Below are 24,594 nucleotides of genomic sequence, written 5' to 3' on the forward strand. Positions count from 1 at the left end.
CAGCGAACGCCGCTTCCCGCCTCGGCGAGGCGGCCGTCGCCATGTACGACGGCGAGTTGTCCACAGATCGGTGAGCGGTGGGTTGACACGCGCGAATTGTCGCTAGGTTGAGTGGAGGTTGGTGGTCAGCCCCCTGGGTGGGCGGGGCCTCGGCGGCGGTTGGTTTTGCTGGTGGCACGTAAAGTGCCCCATGGGGCGGAACTGGTACCTGCTGTGGAGCGGTAGCGCCATCTCGGCGCTGGGGGACGGCATCTTCCTGGCGGCACTTCCGTTGCTCGCCACTACCATCACCCAGGATCCGAAGCTGATCGCCGGCGTCAGCTTCTTCGGCGCGCTGCCCTGGCTGCTGGCCGCGCTTCCGGCCGGCGCGGCGGCTGACCGGTACGACGGCAGGCGCCTTCTCCTGGCGGCGTTGTGGGTTCAGTGCGCGCTCATGGCCTTGCTTGCCATGTTTCACAGCGCGCACATCGCGTTTCTGTACGGCATGGCCTTTCTGATCGGTACGGCCGAGAACGTGCCACGGGCCGTGGGGCAGCCGCTCATCAAGGCCACTGTGGAGAACCATCTGCTGGAGCGCGCGAACGGCAGGCTGTTCGCGTCGCAGGCTGTGGCGCTGCAGTTCGTTGGGCCGCCGCTGGGTGGGCTGCTGTTCGTGATCGCTGTGCCTGCACCGTTCTGGGTCAACGCGCTGACGTTCGCCGTCGCGGCGTTGCTGGTCAGCAGGATGCGTACGGAACGCAAAGTGCCTACGGCCAGGCCTAAAGCCAGGGAAGGCTTGCGGTGGCTGATGGAGCACAAAGCGTTGAGGACCATCACGGTCGTGTCGGCTACTACGAACCTGTGCATCGCGATGACCATGGCGACGCTGGTGTTGTTCGCCCAGCAACGGCTCGGGCTGAGCGGCGCGGGGTTCGGCGCTTTTCTGGCCACGCTTGCGTGTGGTGGTGTCGCGGGTGGGCTGCTCGCCGAACGGTTGCTCGCTAGGTACCGGAACACGGTCACCGCGACTGTGGTGCTGATTCCGTTGATGTGGCTGGGAATCGTCACGGTCGCCCACGACCTCGTCACGGTCGCGGCGTTCGCGGTGGTGAGTTCGTTCTGCACTGCGGTGTGGGGTGTGGCGACGTCGAGCTTCAGGCAGCGTGTGGTGCCGACGGAACTGCTCGGCCGCGTCAGCAGCGCGCAGACGCTGATCACCTGGGGTGTTCAGCCGGTCGGCGCGCTGCTGGGCGGGCTGACAGCGGACTACTTCGGACTGCTGGCGCCCTGGTACGTCGCAGTGACGCTGCGCACCGCGGTGGGACTCCTCAGCCTGAAGTCACTGCGCACGCACGTGCGGGTGTCGAGCGAAGAGAAGGCTACTTCTTGGCCGCGGCCTTGAACGTCCACTGGGCGGCGGAGCCGGAACAGGACGCCGCGGTCACCTTGCCGGACGCGTCCCGGTAGCACTTGGTGTTGTACTGCATGTCCGAGATCGTCTTGTTCGGGTTGATCGACCACTGCTGGGCCGGGCCGCCGTCGCACTTCCTCAGCAGCACCTTGCCCGAGGACAGCGTGGTGCACTGCTGCGGCGAGCCCTGCTCCATGAACGCGCCGTGGAACTTGAACCGCTGCTTCTCGGAACCGTTGCAGGTCGCCGTGGTCAGCTGGGCCCCCGACGCGCCGCCCTGCAGGCACTTGCCGGTCGAGACGTTCTTGTACTCGCCGTTGGTGGTCTTGGGCTTCGCGCCGCCGTAACACTCGCCGGTCGCGGTGTCGAAGATCGGCGTCGGGTCCACCTGCAGGTTCGACGGCGGGTTGATGATGGTCTCCTCCATCACCGGCTTGCCGTCGTCGTGGTAGTTCGTCAGCGCGTCCTCACAGTCGATCGCGTTCATGGCGTTGCCGCCCTTGCCGCCGACCCACGCGTCGAAGTGCCACAGCTTCGGCCCGCCGTTGGGGCCGTTGCCGTTCCAGTCCTGCTCGCAGGAGGAACAGGAGTCCTCCATGATGAAGTACTTCTTGACCCGCGGAAAATAGATCTTCGTGCCCGGCTTGGCCTCTTTGCTGGACGTCGCGAACGTGATCGGGTCCGACCACGTGCCCTTTCCGCCGGCCGTGTCGTGGATCTGCGGATAGGCGATGCCACCACCGGGCGGCGTGTTGTCGTACCAGCCGTAGAAGGTCCAGAAGACCTGTTGGGATGCTGCGTTCGCCGGTGTCGAAACGACCAAACCGGACATTGCAAGCACAATGCCTGCCGCCAAAGACAGGACGCGTTTCATGCGGGCCTCCGCAAACCGGTGGACTCAGGCGGCGTGAATGCAGAGTCCACCGGTAGCGCGGCTTTTGTAAAGAAACTTATCTAACTATTTGCGGAAGCAAGGCCCGCGACCGGACCCACCACGATGATCGCCGGCGGACGAACCTCCCAGGCCTTCACGTCCACACCCAGTGTGTCCAAAGTGGACCGGTAGACGCGCTGAGCCGCGGTGCTGCCTTCCTGGATCACGGCGACCGGCGTCGAGCCGGGACGGCCTTCCATCAACGCCGAAGCGAACGCACCGGCCCGTTCGACCGCCATCATCAGCACGACGGTGCCACGAAGGCGTGCGATCGCGGACCAGTCAACGAGAGAGCGCGGGTCGTCCGGCGCGACGTGACCGGAGACGACGACGACCTCGTGCGCCACTCCTCGGTGCGTTACCGGCACACCGGCCAATGCGGGCACACCGAACGCCGACGTCACGCCCGGTACGACGGTCACCGGGATTCCGGCCTCCGCGCAGGCCAGCAGTTCCTCGAAACCGCGCCCGAAGACGTACGGGTCGCCGCCCTTGAGCCGGACGACGAACTTGCCCTCCTTGGCGCGGTCGATCAGCGTCTGGTTGATGAACTCCTGCGTCGCCGCACGGCCGTAGGGGATCTTCGCCGCGTCCACGACCTCGACGTGCGCGGGCAGTTCCTCCAGGAGCTCACGCGGGGCGAGACGGTCCGCGACGACCACGTCCGCGTGAGCGAGCAAACGCTTGCCCTGCACGGTGATCAGTTCGGGGTCACCGGGACCGCCACCGACCAGGGCCACACCCACGGGCGGCGCGGCCTGGTCCGCGATGCGGCCGTCGCGCAACGCCGCCACAAGTCCGTCCCGCACCGAGGCCGACCGGCGGTGCTCGCCACCCGCCAGCACACCGATCAACATGCCGTCGTGCGTGCCTGTGGCCGGAGTGACGGCCGTGCCCTCGACGGCGATGTCCGCGCGCACGCAGAACACACGCTGCGAGAGCGCTTCTTCACCGATCTGCGTGTTCACCTCGACGTTGGACGTGCACGCCACCACGTACCACGCGCCCTCGACGTCACCGGCCTCGAAACGCCTCTCGTGCCACGTCAGCTCTCCCGCGTCGACCATGCCCTGCACGGCGGGGGTGACGGACGGCGACACGAGCTCGACGACGGCGCCGGACGCGATCAGGCGAGGTAGACGGCGCTGCGCGACCGTGCCTCCGCCGACCACGAGGACGCGCCGGCCCCGGAGGTCGAGGCCGGCCAGGTAGTGCTGTTCAAAGGGCATGCGTAGAAGCATCCACACCGGACACGCCGTGTCCAGCCGAAGGGAACATGGTCACACGGACAACAGCTCGAAAGAGGTGGCCAGCACCCCTCCGAAGCGCTGCCCCACCGCTTCTGCCATCGAACGGAGGAACGGCTCCGGGTCGGCCATGTCGCCGCTCAACGCCTCCAGGTACGCCTTGTGCGCACGCAGAGAGGCCACCGAGGCGTCGAACGAGTCGGTGATGTCCACGGCGTGCGTCGACAACGGCGAGGACGCCGCCGCCACGTACTTCACGCCTTCCCACTTCTCCAGTCCGAGCTCCGGGAAGATCCACCGGTTGCCCGCGTCCCTGACCGCGTCGACGGCGGCGCGTCCGACGGCGATGTGGTCCGCCATGTTCAGGCCGCCGCCGGGCCAGGTCTCGCGGTAGTTGCCGGTGATCACGAACTCCGGCCGGTGGCGGCGGATGGCGGCCGTGATGTCGCGCCGCAACGGGATGCCGTACTCGATGGTGCCGTCCGGGTGGTCCAGGAACTCGACCTCGGTCACGCCGACGGCCGCACAGGACGCGATCTGCTCCTCGACCCGCAACGGCGCGCAGGCAGCCGGTTCCATCGAGTCGATGCCGTTCTCACCACGGCACGCGAGCAGGTATTTGATGTTCTTGCCTTGGGCGGTCCAACGCGCGATGGCGCCCGCACCGCCGTACTCCATGTCATCAGGGTGAGCGACGACGACCAGCGCGCTCGACCAGTCTTCCGGCACAGCTTCCAGATCAGCCATGCATGCAGGGTGCGCGCCGGAGCACACACCCTGCAACACGACGGCTTAGAGCTGAGCGGTGATCACCGAGTGGTACGAGGCGATGCGGCCGTACACGCCGGGGTAGCCGGCGGCGGCACAGCCGCGGCCCCACGAGGTGTCACCGATGAGCTTGCCACCGAACACCAGCGGGCCACCGGAGTCACCCTGGCAGGTGTCGGTGCCACCCTGCGGGAAGCCCGCGCACACCATGGAGGTGTTGCTGTACTGCGAGTACGCGGACTTGCAGGTCGCGTCCGAGGTCAGCGGCACGTTGGCCTTGAGCAGGTAGCGCGAGGCGGAACCACCGGAGGAGGTGGTGCCCCAGCCGAGGATCAGCGCCGAGTTGCCCGCCGCGTAGAGCGCGGTGTCCTGCGGCGTAGCCAGCGGCAGCGTGGCCGAGTTGAGGTTGCGGTCCAGCGTCAGCACGGCGACGTCGTACCCGGAAGTCGCGGTGCGGTAGCTCGGGTGGACCCAGATGCGGGTGACGTTCACGACCGTGCCCGCGGTGCTCTGCTTGTCGTCACGTCCGTGCACGACACGCGTGCTGGATGCCGAACGACCGGACACGCAGTGGGCGGCCGTGACGACCTTGTTGGCCTTCACCAGCGTTCCGCCGCAGAACTGCGATCCGGACGTGGACGCCAGGTAGACGACCCACGGGTACGTCGCGGTGCTTGCCCGCGTGCCACCGACGATCATCGGCGACACGTCGCCGGCGTTGGCTGCGGGGGCGACGAAGAAGATGCTCGCGAGAGCGGACACCACGACGGACACGATCAGGCGATGCAGGGTTTTCGCCATGTTGCCAGTCCTTCCCTATGACGCTGTGTGTGCAGGGTGTGAAGCACGGCACACACAGCGTCAAGGGCGGAGAATCGGCGGCATAACCGCCATTAGTCGGTCATGTCCGACTTCACTGTTGACTCAACCGATGCCACGCGCCGTGAAAGCCGCCTGGACCGATGCGGCGTCCGTGTCGCCGTACAGCTTCTTGGCCGCCGCGACGGTCGCTGCTGCGGCTGCCTTGAAGTCGGTCGACGGCGAGTACGAGAACTGCGCCTCCAGCACGATCGTCGCGGACTTGTCGCGGCCGAACTTCTGGTAGATGTCCCACAACGCCCGCGACCAGATCTGACCGTCGAAGTGCACCTGGCCCTTGCGGTCGGCGTACTTCAGGTCGGTGTCGGTGCGACGCAGGCAGTGCGGCGTCTCGGTCGTGTAGGCCGTGGCATCCCAGTCCATGATGCAGGCCAACGGGGTCGTGGCCGTGTCCTGGGCGTCCGCGGAAGACATGATCAACGCCCACCAGTCGCCGAAGCCCTCACCGATCGAGCCACTCTCGACGGTGGAGCCGAAACCGGGCACCTGGGCGTCCTGGATCGCGTGGCCGAGTTCGTGCCACACCACCTCGACGTCCTCGGCGTCGTCCACCCCGCCCGTGCCGAACGTGATCTGGTCCTTGTTCGGGTCGTAGAACGAGTTGTCCTCTTTCAGGCCGAGCGTGGTGATCTTCTGGGCCTCGTTGTTGATGTTCTTGAAACCGAGGCTCTGGATGTACCGCTGCGCCTCTGTCACGCCCCAGTAGACGTTGACCTGCTCGAAGAGGTCGTTCGCGCGGGTGTACTCGAACTTGTTGTCGCTGTTGTACGCGAGCTTGCTCTTGGCACCGGTCAGCTGGGCGTAGCTGCCCCTGAGGTAGCCGGAACCGTCCAGGTTGGACAACGTGACCGACCTGTACGCGGCGGCGGGCACGGCCGAGTCGGCGTCGTCGCCGTCCTTCAGGTTCTGGTTCTGCTGCGACGACACGGGGTTCGGGCTGAACACCTTGCCGGTGCCGTCCGCGTGCTTGACCAGGCTCTCGGTCCTGACGACGGCACCGGACTCCGCGTGCACCAGCGTGCGCTCGGATCCCTTACCGCTGTCGGAGATCACCTCGTAGACGAGCCCCGTGCCGGGCAGCACCTTCAGGCTCGCGCCTTCGGGAGTACCGGCAGACTTCGACCTGGCGTCCTCGGCGGACACCGCGGGCGTGACGTCGACCGAACCGACGGTCAGCCGGCCGTCATCCACGGTCTTCTCGCCGGTCACCTTGTCCACGTGCTCGACGTAGTACGCGCCCAGCACCGGTTTTCCGTCGTAGGTCTGTTCGTACCAGGTGTGCGTGGCGGTCAGCGAGTCGCGAACGGTCAGCAGCCGCAGGCCTTCCTTGGGCGCGGCAGCCTGGGCGGTGATCGTCAGCAGGGACAGTGCGACGCCGGCGGTGCAGGCGACAGCGACGAGACGACGGGCTCTCATGCCGGTCTCCAGTGCTTTCGGGCCCGGGCAGGGTGGGCCGTGTGCATGGCGACGCTAATCCGGAAAACTTCGGCGCAGACCCTACGAAAGAAGGAAAAACATCAGCGTTCCCAGACTCCGGGAACAACAATCACGTCGGCTTCGACCGGATTGTCCAGTGTTGGTCCGGTTCCGAAAGCGACGAACGCGACCGCGGCACCACGAGTGGCCAGGTCGGACGCGCCCTCGTGACCGACTTCGGTGCCAGAGCGCAGCAGCGGGCGCACGGAGTCGATCGCCTCTGGGGACCCGATCACGAACGCCGCGCGCCGGATCTCCGCCTCCGCACGGGGCGTGCGCTGCTCGGCCGGGCCCGGCCCCAGCCCGACCAACGCGAGCCGGCCGCGCGGCAGCACCCGTGCCGCGGCCACGGTCACGTTGTCCCGCTTGAACTTCTCGGCCGCCAGCTCGATCGGGCCGCCGTGCCCGACGCTCCGTGCACCACGCAACGCGGCCGCCTCCGCGACGCTCGCGGTGCCCATCGAGTTGCGCACCACCGAACTCGGGTTCGGCACCCCGATCTCGGCAAGCTCACCGGTCGGGAACGTCAGCAGCTCGGCCGTGTCGCCGTGCCAGAAACCCCAGTCCTCCACGGCGTCCACGATGCCGGGTTCGTCCGCCTTGGCGTCCGCTGTCGCGAAGGCCTTGATGGCACGCAGGTCCAGACCGCCCTGAACGTCCAGCTCGGACAGCGCGGCACCCACGCTCGTAGCCGACGCACCGCGCGTCGACCCCACCCCGACGACGAGCGTGCGCGGCACGATCCGCAACACGTTCTCCTTCACCGCGGCGGCGCGGTCGTCGATGACGATCACCCACGTCGCGTCCTCACCGCCCGCGACGACGTTGGGCGGCAACGCGGGCAGCGGGAAGTTCAACGGGTTGCGCAGCACGACCTTCTCGCCCGCGTCGATGGCGGCGGTGCAGCCCTCGACGTCACCGACCGCGGTGGCGTCGAGCTGCTCGACCAGCTCGTCCAGCATCGAGTCGACCAGCGGACCGCTCGTCACCACGGCCGTGCGGTTCAGCACGTCGGCGACGTGGCGGGTGAACACGTCCGCGTCACCGGCCAGCGCGACGACGAAGTGCTCGTCCACGCACACCACGGCGGGGTCGGATCCCCTGTCCCGCAACAGGGGCGCGACCAGCCGGACCGCGGACCCCGCGTCCAGGAACAGCACGACGGCGCCCAGGCGGGGCCAGAGGCTGCGGACGGCGGGCTTCACCGGTCCGTCGGGGACGACGGCATCGGCACCGAGAAACCCGGCCAGGTCAGCGGCGTCACCGCGCTGCGCCGGGCCGGCGAACACTCCGATCACTTCTTGTTTCCCCACAACAAGGTCACCGGGGTCGCCGGAGCGAATCCCGAGTCCAGCAGGCGCGAGGCGGTCCAGTGCACGCCCTCCACCTCGTACCCGGCGGCCTGCAACGCGTCGCGCGCGGGCACGATCTCGTCGACGCTCTCCGTCACGACCACGACCCGGCGGGCCGACACCGCGGCCGAGGCCTTGACCGCGCTCAGCTCACCCCGGCCGACGAACACCGAATCCGGGCGCGGCAACGAGTGCGCGTCCAGCTCGGCTTCCTCGACGCGGACGTCGACGCCGTGCGCGGAGGCGTTCGCGATGATCCGCACGCACTGCACGGGGTCCGGCTCGACCGCGATCACCGCGGCACCCAGCCGGGCGCACTCCACGCCGACCGCGCCGGAACCGGCGAGCACGTCCCACACCAGCACGCCGGGGCGCGGGGCGAGGCGGGCCAGCACGAACGCGCGCACCTCGGCGCCGAGCACGTGGGTGCGGCTCGCGAAGGCGTCGTCCGGGAGTGCCCAGCCGTCGTTCGAGCGGAGGAACTCGTTGTCCGCCAGGCACAACACGGCGTCCGGGGCGCCCCAGCGGCGCGTCACCGCGTCGCGCGGGTCCACGGCGATCAGCTCGTCGCCGTCCTGCACCGTCAGCGTGCGGCGCCAGCCCGCGAGGCCCGCGCCGATCTCGGCCGGGCCGATGCCCTCGGTGAGCCTGACGATCACGGCCGAGTGGGCGCGGCACACGTTCAGGGCGGGGCGCAGGCCGTCCTCGGCGTCGACGATCTCGACGGGACGGCCCGCTGCCTCCCGCAGCTTCTCCACCGACATCAGTTAGCGGACCGCTTGGGCTTGCGGACCGGCTTCTTCCTCGGCGTGGCCGTCGAGGCGTTGACCGTCGGCGGCTTCGGCATCTCCGCCGCGACCACCGTCAGCTTCGGCTTCGGCGCGGGCTCCTCGGCGGGCCTGCGCACGGACTGCTGTATTTCCTCGACCGCCGTCCACGCCGGGTTCGGCTCGGCCGCAGGCGCGGCGGGAGCGTCGGGAGCGGCGGCGGGGATCGGCTCGTCCGTGCGCGTCGCGATGCGCGAGGCGGCACGGCGCGACCAGCGGGTCGGGCGGGCGGCGCGCAGCGGTTCGTCCACCGAGGTCGTGGCCGTCGCCGAGACACGACGCGTGGGCGCCTTCACGGCGGCACCGACGAGGAACAACGTCGGGCGGTACAGCTTGTGCTGCTTCACGACCGACTCCAGCTCGCCGATCGTGGTGTGCACGACCAGTTCGTCGGCCTGGCTCACCTTGTACGCGACGACGACCGGCGTGGCCTCGGAGTACCCGCCCTGCAACAACTTCTCCACGAACTGGCCGGTGCGCGCGCCCGAGACCGTGGCTGCCATCGTGGTCTGCAGCGCGGCGAACTCGCTCACGAGCTCGCTGCTCTCCGGCGAGATCAGCACCGTGGAGGACGCCTCGGTCAGCGTGAGCTCGCGGCCGATCTTGGCGGCCGCGGCGGCGACGACGGACACGCCCGGTACGACCTCGACCTCAAGACCGAGGCGCACGCACAGGTCGTGCTGCTCCTGAACGCCACCACCGGTCGCGGCGTCGCCTGGGTGCAGGCGCACGACGACCTGGCGCGCCGCGGCGGCACGGCGGTACACGTCGGTGATCTCCTCGGGCGTGACGCGCGAGAAGTCGACCAGCTCGGCGTCGGCGCGGGCGTGCTCGCGGACGCACTCGGCGTCCACCGCGCTGGGGGCCCAGACGACCACGTCGGCTTCCGCGATGCGGCGAGCGCCTCGGAGAGTGATGAGGTCGGCGGCACCGGGACCGGCGCCGACGAAGGAGACCCGACCGGTCGTCGTCACGACAGCTCCACAGGGGGTTTGGGGAGAGACTTAAGCGATGACCGTACCGTCTGCCACTCCTGCCACGAACGGGTGGCAGGCCCGCACGAAACGGGCTACCGCCTCCGGATCACCGGCCGGGTGCGTGTGGAGGTACGACGCGTGCACGCCGCCCACCACGAAACCTTCGGCGACGGGCCGTGAGTCGACGCCACGCCACTGCCACGCGGGCGGGGTCGAGTGCGGTGTGGACAGCTGGGTCCGGTGGAACTCGTGGCCGGTCACGCGGCTGCCCGGCGGATGCAGCGGTGAGCTGGTGGACGCCACCGCGTCGCGATAACCCAGGGTCAGCTTCGGGGTCATGAACCCCTCGGCGTCGAGCACGCCGCACATCGGGTGCCCGTCGAGTGATCTCGCGAGGTACAGCAACCCTCCGCACTCGGCGTGGACCGGCGCGCCCGATCGAGCGAACCGGGCCACTGCCTCCCGCAACTTCACGTTGGCCGACAGTGCTTCCGCGTGCTGCTCCGGAAATCCGCCCGGGAGGACGAGTCCCGCCGTGCCCTCCGGAAGATCCTCGTCGTGCAGCGGGTCGACCACGGCCACGGCCGCGCCCGCCGCCCTCAGCACCTCGACGTGCTCGGCGTAGCCGAACGTGAAGGCCGCTCCCCCCGCGATCGCGACCACCGGCTCGTCCTCGACGCGCTCGACCTGCGGTTCCCACGCGGAGACCGCCATCGTGGGCACCGACGACGCCAGCCTGCGCACCGCGTCGAGATCGACGTGCTTGGCCACCGCGGCGGCGATCGCGTCCACCGCGGCGACGGCCTCCGGCCCGTGCTCCGCCGCCGTCACCAGTCCCAGATGCCGTGAGGGCAAGGAAAACTGCGGATCGCGCGGCAGCACGCCGAGCACGTCGAGGCCGACCTCGTCGCACGCCGACCGCAGCACCTGCTCGTGCCGTTCCGACCCGACCTGGTTGAGGATCACGCCGCCGAGCCGGACCGTCGGGTCGTAGCCGCGGAACCCGTGCAGCAGCGCGGCCAGCGACCGGCTCTGCCCGCGGGCGTCCACGACGAACAGCACCGGGGCGTTGAGCAGCTTGGCGACGTGCGCGGTGGAGCCGATGCCGGCGGTGTCGATGCGGCCGTCGAACAGCCCCATCACGCCCTCGACCACGGCGATGTCACAGCCCTTGGAGCCGTGCGCGAACAGCGCGGGGATCCGGTGCTCGCCGACCATGACCGGGTCGAGGTTGCGGCCCGGTCTCCCGGTCGCCAGCGAGTGGTAGCCGGGGTCGATGTAGTCGGGCCCCACCTTGAACGGCGCGACCCGCGACCCGGCCGCGCGCAACGCGGCCATCAGGCCCGTCGCGACGGTGGTCTTGCCGCTGCCCGAGGCCGGGGCGGCGACGACCAGCCTGGTCACCACTCGATCCCCCGCTGGCCCTTCTGCCCGGCGTCCATCGGGTGCTTGACCTTGGTCATCTCCACCACGAGGTCGGCGGCGTCGACCAGCTTCTGCGGCGCGTACCTGCCGGTGATGACGACGTGCTGGTGGCCAGGCCGGTTCGCCAGGGTCTCCACCACCTCGTCGACGTCGATCCAGCCCCAGTGCAGCGGGTACGTGAACTCGTCGAGCACGTAGAAGCCGTGGCGTTCGGCGTTGATCCTGCGCTGGATCTCGTGCCAGCCTTCGAGCGCGGCCGTGGCGTGGTCGTCCTCGGTGCCCTGCTTGCGGGTCCAGGACCAGCCCTCGCCCATCTTGTGCCACTCGACCGCGCCGCCCTCGCCGGTCTCGTCGTGCAGCCGGCCGAGCGCCTTGAACGCGGACTCCTCGCCCACCTTCCACTTGGCCGACTTCACGAACTGGAACACGCCGATGTCCCAGCCCTGGTTCCAGCCGCGCAGCGCCATGCCGAACGCCGCCGTCGACTTCCCCTTCATCTCACCGGTGTGCAGCATCAGCAACGGCCTGTTCCGGCGCTGGCGCGTGGTCAGGCCGTCCTTCGGAACCTCGGTAGGTTGTCCTTGAGGCACTGGGGTTCTCCTTGCTCTTGGTCGCTGCTCCGCAGACTCCGGTGAGTTCGCCGGGAAGCTGGTCGTCCGGCGCGAACTCACGCAGCCCGGACGACGCCGGCGAGGTGGTCGGCGCTGAGCTGGTCGAGCTTGACGCAGGTGCCCTGCAGCGCGTCGGCGATCTTCTGGGCGAGGCCGAGGCGGACGTGGCCCTGTTCGCAGTCCACGACCACCACGGCGGTCTTCTCGAGCAGTCCGGCGGCCTTCAATGCGTCCTTCGTCGGGTCGCCGCCCAGGCCGGACGACGTCGCGCGGCCGTCCGTCAGCAGCACGACGAGCGGGCGCTTGCGCGGGTCGCGCATCCGTTCGATCTCCAGGACGCGGTGGGCCTTCAGCAGGCCGTCGGCGAGCGGCGTCCGGCCGCCGGTGCGCATCTTCTTCAGGCGCGTGGCCGCCGCGTCGACGGACGTCGTCGGGGGCAGCGCGAGCTCGGCCTGAGTGCCGCGGAACGTCACCACGCCGACCTTGTCCCGGCGCTGGTAGGCGTCGCGCAGCAACGAGATCACCGCGCCGCTGACGGCCGACATCCGCTTCTGCGCGGCCATCGAGCCCGAGGCGTCGACGACGAACAGGACGAGGTTCGACTCCTTGCCCTCCCGGACCGCCTTGCGCAGGTCGGCGGCGGTGAGCAGCAGTCCGGGACCAGTGCGGCCACGCGCCGCCTGGTGCGGTGCCGCGTTCGTCAGCGTGTCGACCAGGTGCAAGCCGCTGCCGTCCACTTTGGACGAACGGACGACCCGTCCGGTGCGGGCGCGGGCCCTGGAACGCTTGCCCGGCGCGCCTTCGCCGACTCCGGGGACCTCCAGCAGCCGCGCCTTGAACGCGGGCGCGGGCTCCGGTGCCGGACGGTCGCTGGGCGCGTTCCCGTTGCCCTTGGGGCCTTCCTGCGGCTCGGGCAGCTCACCGCCGCCGGGGCCGTCGTCGTCCGGGCCCTCCGGGGGCTCCTCCGCGTGCTCGGCCGCCTGGCGCATCGCGTCCTCGAGCTGCTGCTCCTCGATGCCGGGCTCGTCGAACGGGTCGCGGCGGCGCCGGTGCGGCAACGCGAGCCGGACCGCGGTCTCGATGTCGGTCTCCTCGACCTCGGTGGCGCCGCGCCACGCCGCGTGCGCGGTGGCGGCACGAGCCACGACGAGGTCCGCGCGCATGCCGTCGACCTCGAAAGCGGCGCAGACGGCGGCGATCCGGCGCAGCTCGCTGTCCGGAAGGGACACTTCCGCCAGCTTCGAGCGCGCGTCGGTGATCCGCTGCTTGAGCGCGGCGTCCTCGCCGGCCCACTTCGCCGCGAACGTGACGGGGTCGGCCTCGTAGGCGAGCCGCCGCCGGATGACCTCGGTACGCACCGCGACGTCCCGCGCGGCCTTCACCGCCACGGTCAGCCCGAACCGGTCGAGCAGCTGCGGGCGCAGCTCACCCTCCTCGGGGTTCATGGTGCCGACCAGCAGGAACTGGGACGGGTGCGAGACCGAGACGCCCTCGCGCTCGACGTGCGCGCGGCCCATCGCGGCGGCGTCCAGCAGCAGGTCGACCAGGTGGTCGTGCAGCAGGTTGACCTCGTCGACGTAGAGCACGCCCCGGTGCGCCGCGGCCAGCAGGCCGGGCTGGAACGCCCGCACGCCCTCGGTCAGCGCCTTCTCCAGGTCGAGCGATCCGACCAGCCGGTCCTCGGTGGCACCGACGGGCAGTTCCACGAGCCGGGCCGGCCGCCGTTCCACGCCCTCGTGCGGCGCGTCGGGGCAGTCGGTGGTGCCGGGCGCGCAGCCGAAGCGGCAGCCCCTGGACATGTCGAGGTCGGGCAGCAGCGCGGCGAGGGCACGCACGATGGTCGACTTCGCGGTCCCCTTCTCACCGCGGACGAGAACGCCGCCGATGCCGGGGTGCACGGCGTTCAGCAGCAGGGCAACGCGGAGATCGTCATGTCCGACGACAGCCGAAAAGGGGAACATGCTCGGCGAAGTCCTTCCTCGGGTGTCCACGCCCGCGGTCGGTGGGTGAAGAGGGGGGCGAGTTCCTGACTCCCGACCCAGGTCGGTCACAGTCGCGGGACGGCGCCGGATTCGCACCGGCTTCCTCGCACTCCCCTCACAGCCCCGGCATCGTCGCACTTCGCACCGCCGGGTCCAACAGCCAGGTGAGCGACGTCGCCCTAGATCACGCTCCGGAACTCCTCCCAGGCCTCCGCTACCTCGTCCGCCGTCCACTCCAGCGCGGGCTCGGCGATGGTGATCTCGGTCTTCGCGAGCGTCCCGTCCCGCCAGAACCCGCCGAGGAACTTCCCGCTCAGCTCCTTGAGCCGCGCCGGGTCACCCGGCAGGTGCAGCGCGAACTGGTGGGTGTGCGGCTCGGGCAGTCCCATCGCCGCCGCCACGACCTTGGCGTGCTGCACCTGGGCACCGAGGCGGGGCAGCACCGTGTCCAGGCCGTGCATCGCGGAGAGTGCCGCGGGCCACTGCTGGAACAGCATGCCGCCGTACCGGTGCCGCCAGACCCGTGCCTGGTCGACGAAGTCCTGGGTGCCGGCCAGCGCCGCGCCCGAGATGCCTTCCAGCGACTTGTAGAACGACACGTACACCGAGTCGAACAGGCCGGCGATCTCCTCCAGCGGCTTGCCCAGGCCGAACGTGCTCTCCCACAGCCGCGCGCCGTCGAGGTGCACGATCGCGTCCCGTTCCCGTGCCTGGCCGACCAGCGTGGTCAGCTCGTCCCAGGTCGGCAGGACGAACCCGGCCTCCCGGTCCGGCACCTCCAGCAGCAGCGTCCCGTACGGCTCCGGGCAGGTGGCGACCTCCGAGTTCGGCACCTTGATCGGGCGCAGACCGGACAGCACGGTCAGCGCGTCGTCCTCGTGGTTGAGCGGGTGCGCCTGCGGGTGCATAGCGACGATCGGGTTGTGCGTGCGGTCGGACCAGCACTTGAGGGCGATCTGCTGCGCCATGGTCCCGGTCGGCACGAACAGCGCGGCTTCGGTGCCCAGGAGCCCGGCCACGCGGGTCTCCAGCGCCTCCACCGGGCCGCCGTCGCCGTAGCGGTCGGGCTCGACGTCCGGCACGGGGCCGAGTTCCTCGAGGAGGGTTCGCTTCCTGACTCCGGAGAGCTGACGGTTCAACACCAAGGCATCAAACCTCAGGTCAGCGAGTCACTGCCACCGACTTCGGCGCGCGGAACGACAGCAGGTTCAGCCACTCCGGCTCCGGACCCGCCAGGCGCAACGACGGCTCGTGCTCGGCGACGGTCCGCAACGTCACCGCGGCCTCCAGCCGGGCCAGCCCCGCCCCGAGGCAGAAGTGACGGCCATAGCCGAACGCGAGATGCCGAGGATCGGATTCCTTACCGCTCAACAACAACACGAGCTCCGCACCGGCAGGCACGCGCACACCGGACAGCACGACCTCACGTGCGGTCAGCCGCCGCCACGTCACCACGGGCGTCTCGGTCCGCAGCACGTCCTCGACGAACGACTCGGCCACACCGGGTTCGGGCAGTCGCGCCCACAGCGAGCGGTCCTGCAACGCACGGCGCAACGCCGTGGACAACAGCTGAGTCGTCGTCTCCTGGCCGGCGATCAGCAGGAAGTAGCAAAGACCGGCGGAGTCCTCAGCGGACACTCCGGCATCGGCCAGCGCGCAGAACAGCTCGCCTTCGCGCGCGTGGTAGCGCTTGATCAGCCACTGGTGGAAGTCGCCGACGTCGTCGACCAGTTCCATCTGCCGTTCGCGGGTGATGTCGCCCCAGAAGAACTCCAGCGAGCCGGTGCTCCAGCGCTTCAGCGTCGGGATGTCGACGTTCGGCAGGCCCAGCAGGTCCATCAGCACGATCGCGGGCAGGTCCCACGCGAGCGAGCGCACGAGATCCGCGCCACCAAGGCGTTCCGAAACCAGGGACCGGATGCGAGGCTCCGCAGCGGCGACACGAGCCGGCGTGAAGAACGAGGCCACGAGCCGCCGCAGGTCGGCGTGCGACGAGGACCCGTTGTTCGCGAGCGTCGGCGGCAACGAGAAACGGGCCCTCACCAGGGCCCGCAGGGCGGCCGGAGCCACCGGGGTGACGGCGGTCAGCGCGTTGTCGGGCAGGAAGGTGACCGGATCGGCCAGCACGGCGCGCACGTCGTCGTAGGCCGACACCACCCAGCGTCCGCCGATGAACTGCACCGGCGAGGTGAGTTCGGCGCGCGTGAAGGTGAACAGGTCCACGAGCGGCACGCTAGCGGGCGGATGGGAGACTCAGGCGGTGACCGTGAGCACAACCGAGGCGATCTCCACTGGTGGTGAGTCGACGCTCGACTGGATCGACGTCCGCTCCGAAGCGCGGGCCAAGGCCGGTCTGAGCCGGCGGCTGCGGCCGCGCACGTCGAACTCGACGGACCTCGACCTCGCGAGCAACGACTACCTCGGCCTCGCCAAGGACAAGCGCGTCGCGGGTGCCGCGGCCGCCGCCACGCTGAAGTGGGGCTCGGGGTCGACCGGATCGCGCCTGGTCACGGGCTCGACGGAGCTGCACGCCGAGCTGGAGTTCGAGCTCGCGAACTTCTGCGGCTCGCAGTCGGCACTGGTGTTCAGCAGCGGGTACATGGCGAACCTCGCCGCGGTCACGGCGCTGACGGGCCCCGGCACGGCGATCGTCGCCGACCAGCACATCCACGCCTCGCTGATCGACGGCACGCGCCTGTCGAAGGCCGACGTCGTCGTCACGGACCATTGCGACGTCGGCAAGGTCCGGCACGCGCTGGAGACCCGCGGCAAGCGGCGCGCGATCGTCGTCACGGACTCGGTGTTCAGCGTGGACGGCGACATCGCCCCGCTCAACGAACTGCACGAGGCGTGCCGCGCGACCGGCGCCGCGCTGGTCGTCGACGACGCGCACGGCCTCGGTGTCGTCGGGCCCGGTGGCCGGGGCGCGGTCGCCGCGGCGGGCATCATCAAGGCGCCGGACGTGATCACCACGCTGACGCTGAGCAAGTCGCTGGGCGCGCAGGGCGGTGCGGTCCTCGGCCCGAGCCGGGTGATCAGGCACCTGATCGACACCGCGCGCCCGTTCATCTTCGACACCGGTCTCGCCCCGAGCAGCGCGGCGGCGGCCCTGGCGGCGATCAAGATCCTGCGGGAGGAGCCGGACCGTCCCGAGCGGGCGCTGACCGTGGCGCACGACCTGAGCAACCGCCTCAAGGAGGCCGGCTTCCAGGTCAGCACGCCGACCGCGGCCGTCGTGAGCGTGCGGGCACCCTCGCCGGAGCAGGCGTTCCAGTGGGCCGAGACCTGCCGCACGAGCGGCGTCGTCGTCGGCTGCTTCCGGCCGCCGTCGGTGCCGGACCAGATCAGCAGGCTGCGGCTCACCGCGCGCGCCGATCTGACCGAGGCCGACATCGAGCGCGCGGTGCGCGTGATCAGGGAGAGCGCCGCATCCGCAGGTGTGGAATCCCGTCCTCGATGAACTCGGTGCCCTCGGCGACGAACCCGAACGACGCGTAGAAGTCGGCGACATACGTCTGCGCGTCGAGCACTGACGGCGTGGTGCCGATGTCCACGAGCGCGGCCTGCATGAGCCGGCGGCTGTAGCCCCGGCCGCGGGCCATGCGTGCCGTCGCGACGCGTCCGACGCGGAACGTGCCGTCCGGTTCTTCGACCAGCCGCAGGTAGGCGAGCGGATCGAGCGTGCCCTCCGTCTCCAGCCAGAAATGCCGTGTTCCCTGGTCGAGATCACGGCCGTCCACGTCGGCATAGACGCAGTTCTGCTCCACGACGAAGACGTCCTGACGCAGTCGCAGGATCGCGTAGAGCTGGGCGGGGCTCAGGTCGAGCCCCCACCGGCGGCGCAGGGTCGCGGGAAACTGTGTGGTTCGCACCTGGTCGTGGATATCAGAAGCCCAGTGTCTGCCGGTAGTTCGCGAGCCGGGTGTAGACACCCGGTTCGTCCGGCCGGGCGCAGCCGCGACCGAACGACACGACGCCCGCGAGCCTGCCGCGCACCACGAGCGGCCCGCCCGAGTCGCCGGTGCAGGCGTCCCGGCCACCGCGCCCGGCGCACAGCATCGCACCCGGCCGGTAGTCCGGTTCCTTCAGCAGGCACTCGGAGTCGGACAGGATCGGCACCGTCACCTTGCGCAGCGACATGGCGGGCGGGGTGTTCTCGGCGGTGCGGCCCCAGCCGAGCACGACGCCGTCGGCACCGACCTCGCCGAGCGCGATCGTCCGGTACGGCAGGGCCTGGGCCAGCGTCAGGACCGCCACGTCGTCGCCCTTGGTGACCTCGGCGTACTCGGGGTGGCGCCACACGCCCGCGACCGCCGCCTCGACACCCTCGCCCTTGTTCCTGAGGTCCGTGCGACCGGCGACCACGCGCAACTGCTCGGGAGAACGCTGGTTCTTGCCGAACACGCCCTTGAGCGTCACGCAGTGCGCGGCGGTCATGACCTTGTCCGGGGCGACGAGCGCGCCACCGCAGATCAGCTGACCGTCCGTGGTGGTGATCGCCACAACCCACGGGGTGTCGGCCACCCGCGCGGGTGTCCCCCCAACGATCGCATCGGCGGACGTCGCACCGCTGACCAGGGCCATCACCGCCACCAGCACGGCAAATCGCTTACCCCTCACGGACCACTCCTCGTTGCGCCAGGTGGACGATCGGTCACCTACCGTAGCGATCGCGCTAGGACGGCGTCAAAACCGGAGATTCTCGTGTTAGTGTCCCGTCAGGCCGGAGATTTTGCGGTCAGTGGCGTAGATCACGGGGGTATGTACGGTGTTGTTCGACTTCGACCAGGTTCCGGCCTTTCTCATCGCGTGCGCGGTCGTCATCGTGACCCCCGGCGTGGACGCGTTCCTGCTGCTGCGCACGTCACTGCGGTCCGGCACCCGCGCCGGCCTGCTCGCGCTGGGCGGCATCCACACGGCCGCGGCGGTCCAGGTCGGACTGGTCATCTCGGGCCTCGGGGTCGTGCTCGCGCGGTACCCGATGGTGCTCGTGGCACTGCGCTGGATCGGCGCCGGCTACCTGCTCTACCTGGCGATCTCCATCACGCGCGGGCTCATCAGGCGCACCGCGGACACCCCGGAGGAGGTCATGAGCGCGCGGCCGTTCCGGCAGGGGTTCCTGACCAACATCACGAACCCGAAGATGATCCTGTTCTCACTGGCGTTCCTGCCACAGTTCATCGGATCGGGTGAACCGGCACCGCAGCTCGCGATGCTCGCGGTCGTGTTCCTCGGACTCGCGGCCGTGTGGGAGCTGATGATCGTGCTGGCGGCGTCGCGGGTGGCCGGGAAGCTCAAGCGGCCCGGCGTGACGACGGCGCTGGACGCGGTGTGCGCCGCCGTCTTCCTGACGATGTCCGTCGGGCTCGTGCTCTAGTGGTCGAGCGGCGATGCATCCACGACCGAGTGCAGGTCCCTGGCGTACCGGGAGATCCGGACGTACACACCTGGCTTGTTCCTGCGCGCGCAGCCCTCGCCCCATGACGTGACGCCGACGAGCTTGCCGTCCACCACGATCGGGCCGCCCGAGTCGCCCTGGCAGGTGTCGACCTTGCCGCCCTCGTAGCCCGCACAGAACATGTCCGCCTTCACGAACTGCGGGTAGGTGTCCACGCAGAACTCGTCCGGCAGCACCGGCACGGAGGCCTGCATGAGGAAGCGGGACGTCTTGCCGTTCTCGGACGTGCGCCCCCAGCCGAGCGCGCGCAGCATCGTGCCGGGCTGGTAGAGCGCCCGATCGGACAGTTCAGCGAAGGGCAGCGGCTCGTAGGGCAGCGCGTCCCTCAGGGTCAGGACGGCGATGTCCTCGCCCTCGTCCGCGGCGACGTACTGCTTGTGGATCCAGATCTTGGTGACATCGGCCGTCACCCCGGCCCTGCGGTCCTGCTTGTCCTCGCGACCGGCGACGACCTTCAGTTCCCTCGGCGAGCGGCCGAGCGCGCAGTGGGCGGCGGTGAGCACCTTCGACGGCGCGACGATCGTGCCGCCGCAGAACTGGGCACCGCGGTCGTCGACCAGGTAGACGGCCCACGGGTTGGCCTGGATGGACGCCCGCTCGCCGCCAACGACCTGTTCGTTGGCGGCGGCGGTGCCCGTCGACGCGAGCATTGCGGAGAGAACCAGCACCAGGAGTCGTCTCATGACTCCAGATGGTAGCTATTCCGCTGGGCCGTTCGGAGCAACCTTGCTCCAGAGCTTTCCGGCCGCGCCCATGACCGACTCGCCGATGTCGTTGATCGTCTTGATCAACGGGTCGGCGGAGTTGCCCATGGACTCCTTGTACGACCGGGCGGCGCCCTTGATGTCGTCGGTGAGGTTCGTCGTCGGCCGGTCGTCCTCGCGGCGCGCGTACGTGCCGGTCAGGATCTCGCGGTACTCCTCGCTCGCCGACCAGCGCTGCAGCTCGGCGGCCCGCACCACGACCAGCGGGTGCGTGCGGTGCTCGGTGTGCAGAAGCTTGAGGAGGCTGTCGCGGATGTCCTCGACCTCCTCGTACTCCTTGGCCTGGGCGAGGAACGACGCGATGTCGACCTGACCGCCCAGGTCACCCGCCAGAGCGAGGTGCGTGCGCAGCGCGGCCTGCGGGTCCTGGCAGGCGAGCAGGCCCGCCCGGTCGCAGGAGAGCTCGGTCTTGCGCTGCCACTCGCGCAACGCCGCGATGACCGCGCGCATCGCGATCGCGCCCGCGGGCACCCACGCGAAGGACGTGGTCAGGTCGATCAGCCGGCGCAGCAGCGTGTTGTACAGCGCGTGGCCCGACATCGCGTGGCCCATCTCGTGACCGATCAGGAAGCGCAGCGACTCGTTGTCGAGCAGGTCGACCGAGCCGGTGCTGATCACGATGAACGGCTTGTCGATGCCGTAGGTGTAGCCGTACGCCTGGGAGTTGCGCTCGACGAAGAGTTCGGGCACCTCGGTGAGGTCGAACGCCGCCGCCACCTCGTTGCGGATGCGGTCGAGCTGCGGATACTGCTTGGGACCCACCCGGACGGAGGACGCCACCTGAAGCAGGCGCTCACCCCGCTCGGTGAAGGCCCCGGCGACCGCCTTGAGGATCGGTGCCACGGCGGGCACCGCCCTCAGCACCGCGAGGGCACCTCGGTCGGCAGGATGCTCATAGGCGCGTGGGCTGATACCCGGGAACCGCACCCTCGATGATTGCTCAATATCCCCCGTCACTCCCCCAGGTTAGACACGATCCGGACAAGCCTGCACGGAATCGGCACTGGACCGTTGCAAACTGGCCCGGTGAGCAGCGACGAAGACACCACGGTTCTGCCGTTGCGCGGCGGAGCCTCAGCGACCCTGGTCCGGCGCCGCGCCGCGGCCAACGACCGCGGCGCGATCCTCTACGTGCACGGTTTCGCGGACTACTTCTTCCAGGAGCACGTGGCCGAGCACTTCACCGCCCAGGGCTACGACTTCTACGCCGTCGACCTGCGCGGATACGGCCGTTCGCTGCGGGACGGCGAGGTGCCGAACTACACGACCGACATGGCGGTGTACTTCGAGGAGATCGACGCGGCGATCGCCGTCATTCGTGAAGAGCACTCGCGGGTGGTCCTCATGGGTCACTCGACAGGTGGCCTCACCACGTCGTTGTGGGCGCACGAACGCCGCTCCAGCGAGCTCATCGACGCGTTGGTGCTCAACAGCCCGTGGCTGGACGTCGTCGAGCCGCCGCTGGTGCGGCGGGTCGTGAGGCTGATCGGCGGGCTCGCGCCGAAGGTGAAGATCCGCGCGAACCTCGGCGAGGCGTACGGGGCCGCGATCCACAACTCGCGCAACGGCGAGTGGGACTTCGACCTGAAGTGGAAGCCGCTCGCGGGCTTCCCCGTGCTGGCCGGGTGGATCCGGGCCGTGCTGGTGGCGCAGGAGAAGGTCCACAAGGGACTCGACGTGCGGGTCCCGGTGCTGGTGCTGCACTCGGACAAGAGCATGTTGAACGCCCGGGAGTGGAGCGAGGACGTCTCGAAGGCGGACGCCGTGCTCGACGTCGAGGGAATGCGCAGATGGGGTCCGAAGATCGGATCATCGGTCCGGGTCGTGGAGATCAAGGCCGGCATGCACGACCTGTTCCTGTCGCCTGAGCCAGTGCGTGCGGCGGCCCTCGCCGAGGTCGACGAGTTCCTGAAAACAGCTTGACCTCGTTGTAGGTCGAGGTTCGAGACTGGTCGCCATGAACATCGACTTCAACGCCTGGTACGCGCTCGAAAGCGCGATGCAGGACGAGAAAAACCGTCGTGTGAGCCGGGCGACGTTGAAGCGTGTCGCCCGGTTCGCCCACCCGCAACGCCGTGCGGTGTACGCGTTGCTCGCCACCAGCGCCGTCGCGGCCGTGCTCGCGGTGGCGTCTCCGGTGCTGGCCGGACGGGTCGTCGACACCATCATCGGCGGCCGTGACTTCGGGCTGGTCGTGTGGCTCGCGCTGGCGATCGCCGGTGTGGCGGTGCTGGAGGCCGGGTTCTCACTGACCGAGCGGTGGCAGTCGTCGCGGGTGGGTGAGGACCTGATCCTGCGGCTGCGGCAGGCCGTCTTCGACCACGTGCAGCGGATGCCGATCGCGTTTTTCACCCGCACGCGCACCGGTGCGCTGGTGTCGCGCCTGAACAACGACGTGATCGCGGCGCAGCGGGCGTTCTCCGAGACGATCTCCGGTGTGGTCACGAACGTGATCGCGCTGGTCCTGACCCTGATCGTGATGCTGACGCTGTCGTGGCAGGTCACGGTGCTCGCGATGATGTTGCTGCCGATCTTCCTGATCCCGGCGCGGCGGATGGGCAAGCGGCTGGCGTCCATGCACCGCGAGGCCGCGAACCTCGACTCGGCGATGACCACGCAGATGACCGAGCGGTTCTCCGCGCCGGGTGCGACGTTGATCAAGCTGTTCGGCCGGCCCTCCATCGAGAGCGCCGAGTTCGGGTCCCGGGCGCGGCGCGTGCGTGACATCGGCGTGCGGACCGCGGTGGCGCAGTGGCTGTTCCTGGTGGCGTTGACGCTGGTGTCGTCGCTGGCGCTGGCGCTGGTCTACGGGCTGGGCGGGTACTTCGTGTTCGCCGGGGAGATGGCGCCGGGCACGATCGTGACGCTCGCACTCCTGCTGACGAGGCTGTACTCGCCATTGACGGCGCTGGCCGGCGCACGGGTGGACGTGATGACGGCGCTGGTGTCGTTCGAGCGCGTCTTCGAGGTGCTGGACCTGCCGCCGCTGATCAAGGAGAAGCCGTCGCCGGTCTCCGTGCCCGACGGTCCGGTGCAGGTCGAGTTCTCCGACGTGAAGTTCGCCTACCCGTCCGCCGACAAGGTGTCGCTGGCGTCGCTGGAGGAGGTGGCGTCGCTCGACACCCGCGGTGGCGAGGAGATCCTGGGTGGCGTGTCGTTCGTCGCCGAGCCCGGTTCGCTGATCGCGCTGGTCGGCGCGTCGGGCGCGGGCAAGTCGACGATCGCCTCGCTGCTGCCCCGCCTGTACGACGCGGACTCCGGTGCCGTCCGGCTGTCCGGTGTGGACGTTCGCGACCTGTCGTTCGACTCGATCCGCGAGACCGTGGGCATGGTGACGCAGGACGGGCACCTGTTCCACGAGTCGATCGGCGCGAACCTGCGGCTCGCCGCACCCACGGCCACGGACGAGGAGATCTGGGACGCGCTGACCCGTGCCCGGCTGGCGGACCTGGTGTCGTCGTTGCCGGACCAACTGGACACCGTCGTCGGCGAACGCGGCTACCGCCTGTCCGGTGGCGAACGGCAACGGCTGACCATCGCGCGACTGCTGCTGGCCAAGCCCCGCGTGGTGATCCTGGACGAGGCGACCGCGCACCTGGACTCGCGATCGGAGGCCGCCGTGCAGGAGGCGCTGGTCGAGGCCCTCGCCGGCCGGACGTCACTGGTGATCGCGCACCGGCTCTCGACCATCCGGGCGGCGAACCAGATCCTGGTCGTGGACAAGGGGCAGATCGTCGAACGTGGTACGCATGAAGCGTTGCTGGCCCTGGAAGGCCACTACGCCAAGCTGTACCGCACTCAGTTCAGCGAAGAGCCGATCGGAGCACCGTGACCATCCCCTCGCCCGACAACCTCTACCCGTTGCCGGACTACGCGCGCACCGTGCTGCTCAAGCCGCTGGTGAAGAACCCGCAGATCGAGATCGGCGAGTACACCTACTACGACGACCCTCTGCATGCCACGGAGTTCGAGCAGCGCAACGTCCTTTACAACTTCGGCTTGGAAAAGCTGGTCATCGGCCGCTACTGCGCCTTGGCCGAGGGCGTCCGGTTCATCATGTCCGGCGCCAACCACAGCATGGCGGGCGTGTCGACGTTCCCGTTCACGATCTTCGGCGGCGTCTGGGGCGAGAAGACGCTCGACATCGCCCTGGGCGCACCGAGCCGTGGCGACACGGTGGTGGGCAACGACGTGTGGATCGGCTACAACGCGGTGATCATGCCGGGCGTGCGGATCGGCAACGGCGCGATCATCGCCGCCGGTTCCGTGGTGGTGTCCGACGTTCCCGCGTACGGCATCGTCGGCGGCAATCCGGCTGGGTTGCTTCGGACGCGGTACAGCGACTCCGACGTCGAACTGCTGGAACGCATCGCGTGGTGGGACTGGCCGGTGGAGAAGGTGACGGAACACGTCCGCGTGATCATGGCCGGCACGCCCGCCGAACTCGCCGCGGTCGCTCCGTGAAGGCACTGCTGATCACCGGCCCGGTCGGGGCCGGCCGCGG

Annotated in this window: 23 protein-coding genes and 1 riboswitch; of the genes, 6 read left to right on the forward strand and 17 right to left on the reverse strand. The window is 69.6% G+C overall.

What is annotated here, in order from left to right; all coding sequences use genetic code 11:
* Positions 1 to 190 precede the first annotated feature (190 nt).
* Positions 191 to 1,381 carry an MFS transporter gene (locus IG04_RS0127235; RefSeq protein WP_051770771.1) on the forward strand — a complete coding sequence of 397 codons (1,191 nt, stop codon included), beginning with the start codon at positions 191 to 193 and terminating at the stop codon, positions 1,379 to 1,381.
* Here IG04_RS0127235 and IG04_RS44295 read toward each other — a convergent pair.
* From IG04_RS44295 to IG04_RS0127300, 13 genes are all read right to left on the reverse strand, one after another.
* The gene (locus IG04_RS44295) at positions 1,359 to 2,222 is read right to left on the reverse strand and encodes an RICIN domain-containing protein (protein WP_051770774.1); all 864 of its coding nucleotides are present in this window, start codon (positions 2,220 to 2,222) and stop codon (positions 1,359 to 1,361) included. The genes IG04_RS0127235 and IG04_RS44295 overlap by 23 nt on opposite strands.
* A gap of 122 nt (positions 2,223 to 2,344) precedes the next feature.
* Positions 2,345 to 3,553: a uroporphyrinogen-III C-methyltransferase gene (gene cobA, locus IG04_RS0127245; protein ID WP_036016000.1), complete on the reverse strand. Its 1,209-nt coding sequence runs from the start codon at positions 3,551 to 3,553 to the stop codon at positions 2,345 to 2,347.
* Between the two features lie 51 nt (positions 3,554 to 3,604).
* Positions 3,605 to 4,318, reverse strand: coding sequence for a PIG-L deacetylase family protein (locus IG04_RS0127250; protein WP_030479575.1), 714 nt, complete (start codon positions 4,316 to 4,318; stop codon positions 3,605 to 3,607).
* A gap of 45 nt (positions 4,319 to 4,363) precedes the next feature.
* A complete protein-coding gene (locus IG04_RS0127255) occupies positions 4,364 to 5,140 on the reverse strand; it encodes a S1 family peptidase (RefSeq protein ID WP_030479576.1) in 777 nt (258 codons plus the stop codon).
* Positions 5,141 to 5,263: 123 nt separating this feature from the next.
* Positions 5,264 to 6,634 (reverse strand): M4 family metallopeptidase, encoded by a 1,371-nt coding sequence (locus IG04_RS0127260; RefSeq protein WP_030479577.1) that lies wholly within the window; start codon positions 6,632 to 6,634, stop codon positions 5,264 to 5,266.
* A 101-nt stretch (positions 6,635 to 6,735) separates the two neighbouring features.
* On the reverse strand, positions 6,736 to 7,992 hold the full coding sequence (locus IG04_RS0127265; RefSeq protein WP_030479578.1) for a cobalamin biosynthesis protein: 1,257 nt from the start codon (positions 7,990 to 7,992) through the stop codon (positions 6,736 to 6,738).
* Positions 7,989 to 8,810, reverse strand: coding sequence for a hypothetical protein (locus IG04_RS0127270; RefSeq protein WP_051770776.1), 822 nt, complete (start codon positions 8,808 to 8,810; stop codon positions 7,989 to 7,991). Before IG04_RS0127270 ends, IG04_RS0127265 begins: the two co-directional genes overlap by 4 nt.
* Entirely contained in the window at positions 8,810 to 9,847 is a 1,038-nt protein-coding gene (locus IG04_RS0127275) for a cobalt-precorrin-4/precorrin-4 C(11)-methyltransferase (protein ID WP_030479580.1), read from the reverse strand. The genes IG04_RS0127270 and IG04_RS0127275 overlap by 1 nt, the downstream gene beginning before the upstream one ends.
* A 30-nt stretch (positions 9,848 to 9,877) precedes the next feature.
* Positions 9,878 to 11,257 (reverse strand): cobyrinic acid a,c-diamide synthase CobB, encoded by a 1,380-nt coding sequence (locus tag IG04_RS0127280; protein WP_030479581.1) that lies wholly within the window; start codon positions 11,255 to 11,257, stop codon positions 9,878 to 9,880.
* Positions 11,251 to 11,865, reverse strand: a complete 615-nt coding sequence (cobO, locus tag IG04_RS0127285; protein WP_030479582.1) for a cob(I)yrinic acid a,c-diamide adenosyltransferase — start codon at positions 11,863 to 11,865, stop codon at positions 11,251 to 11,253. The genes IG04_RS0127280 and cobO overlap by 7 nt, the downstream gene beginning before the upstream one ends.
* Before the next feature lie 77 nt (positions 11,866 to 11,942).
* Positions 11,943 to 13,847 (reverse strand): putative cobaltochelatase, encoded by a 1,905-nt coding sequence (locus tag IG04_RS0127290; protein WP_030479583.1) that lies wholly within the window; start codon positions 13,845 to 13,847, stop codon positions 11,943 to 11,945.
* A gap of 39 nt (positions 13,848 to 13,886) precedes the next feature.
* Positions 13,887 to 14,032: riboswitch (cobalamin riboswitch) on the reverse strand.
* Between the two features lie 15 nt (positions 14,033 to 14,047).
* On the reverse strand, positions 14,048 to 15,010 hold the full coding sequence (locus IG04_RS0127295) for a threonine aldolase family protein (protein WP_211257823.1): 963 nt from the start codon (positions 15,008 to 15,010) through the stop codon (positions 14,048 to 14,050).
* A gap of 19 nt (positions 15,011 to 15,029) precedes the next feature.
* On the reverse strand, positions 15,030 to 16,091 hold the full coding sequence (locus IG04_RS0127300) for a cytochrome P450 family protein (RefSeq protein ID WP_211257824.1): 1,062 nt from the start codon (positions 16,089 to 16,091) through the stop codon (positions 15,030 to 15,032).
* A gap of 37 nt (positions 16,092 to 16,128) precedes the next feature.
* Here IG04_RS0127300 and IG04_RS0127305 point away from each other — a divergent pair, with 37 nt between their 5' ends.
* The gene (locus IG04_RS0127305) at positions 16,129 to 17,328 is read left to right on the forward strand and encodes an 8-amino-7-oxononanoate synthase (protein WP_245816261.1); all 1,200 of its coding nucleotides are present in this window, start codon (positions 16,129 to 16,131) and stop codon (positions 17,326 to 17,328) included.
* Here the strand turns inward: IG04_RS0127305 and IG04_RS0127310 are convergent.
* Together IG04_RS0127310 and IG04_RS0127315 are read right to left on the reverse strand one after the other, a co-directional pair.
* Positions 17,282 to 17,740, reverse strand: coding sequence for a GNAT family N-acetyltransferase (locus IG04_RS0127310; RefSeq protein WP_030479587.1), 459 nt, complete (start codon positions 17,738 to 17,740; stop codon positions 17,282 to 17,284). The two genes, IG04_RS0127305 and IG04_RS0127310, sit on opposite strands and share 47 nt — an antisense overlap.
* Positions 17,741 to 17,753: 13 nt before the next feature.
* Positions 17,754 to 18,488 carry a serine protease gene (locus tag IG04_RS0127315; protein WP_245816259.1) on the reverse strand — a complete coding sequence of 245 codons (735 nt, stop codon included), beginning with the start codon at positions 18,486 to 18,488 and terminating at the stop codon, positions 17,754 to 17,756.
* Positions 18,489 to 18,636: 148 nt separating this feature from the next.
* Here IG04_RS0127315 and IG04_RS0127320 point away from each other — a divergent pair, with 148 nt between their 5' ends.
* Positions 18,637 to 19,245, forward strand: coding sequence for a LysE family translocator (locus tag IG04_RS0127320; protein ID WP_030479589.1), 609 nt, complete (start codon positions 18,637 to 18,639; stop codon positions 19,243 to 19,245).
* On the opposite strand, the gene IG04_RS0127325 is transcribed toward IG04_RS0127320, so the two are convergent.
* Together IG04_RS0127325 and IG04_RS0127330 are read right to left on the reverse strand one after the other, a co-directional pair.
* Positions 19,242 to 20,009: a S1 family peptidase gene (locus tag IG04_RS0127325; RefSeq protein ID WP_030479590.1), complete on the reverse strand. Its 768-nt coding sequence runs from the start codon at positions 20,007 to 20,009 to the stop codon at positions 19,242 to 19,244. The two genes, IG04_RS0127320 and IG04_RS0127325, sit on opposite strands and share 4 nt — an antisense overlap.
* A gap of 15 nt (positions 20,010 to 20,024) precedes the next feature.
* Entirely contained in the window at positions 20,025 to 21,047 is a 1,023-nt protein-coding gene (locus IG04_RS0127330; protein ID WP_030479591.1) for a M48 family metallopeptidase, read from the reverse strand.
* A gap of 69 nt (positions 21,048 to 21,116) precedes the next feature.
* Here IG04_RS0127330 and IG04_RS0127335 point away from each other — a divergent pair, with 69 nt between their 5' ends.
* Genes IG04_RS0127335 through IG04_RS0127345 form a run of 3 tightly spaced genes read left to right on the forward strand, consistent with a single transcriptional unit; the run spans position 21,117 to position 24,554 of the window.
* A complete protein-coding gene (locus tag IG04_RS0127335; RefSeq protein WP_030479592.1) occupies positions 21,117 to 22,013 on the forward strand; it encodes an alpha/beta hydrolase in 897 nt (298 codons plus the stop codon).
* Positions 22,014 to 22,047: 34 nt separating this feature from the next.
* On the forward strand, positions 22,048 to 23,922 hold the full coding sequence (locus IG04_RS0127340) for an ABC transporter ATP-binding protein (protein ID WP_030479593.1): 1,875 nt from the start codon (positions 22,048 to 22,050) through the stop codon (positions 23,920 to 23,922).
* On the forward strand, positions 23,919 to 24,554 hold the full coding sequence (locus IG04_RS0127345; protein ID WP_030479594.1) for a CatB-related O-acetyltransferase: 636 nt from the start codon (positions 23,919 to 23,921) through the stop codon (positions 24,552 to 24,554). Before IG04_RS0127340 ends, IG04_RS0127345 begins: the two co-directional genes overlap by 4 nt.
* The last annotated feature ends 40 nt before the right edge of the window (positions 24,555 to 24,594 follow it).

The organism is Lentzea albidocapillata (genome assembly GCF_000719115.1).
GTDB lineage: Bacteria > Actinomycetota > Actinomycetes > Mycobacteriales > Pseudonocardiaceae > Lentzea > Lentzea albidocapillata.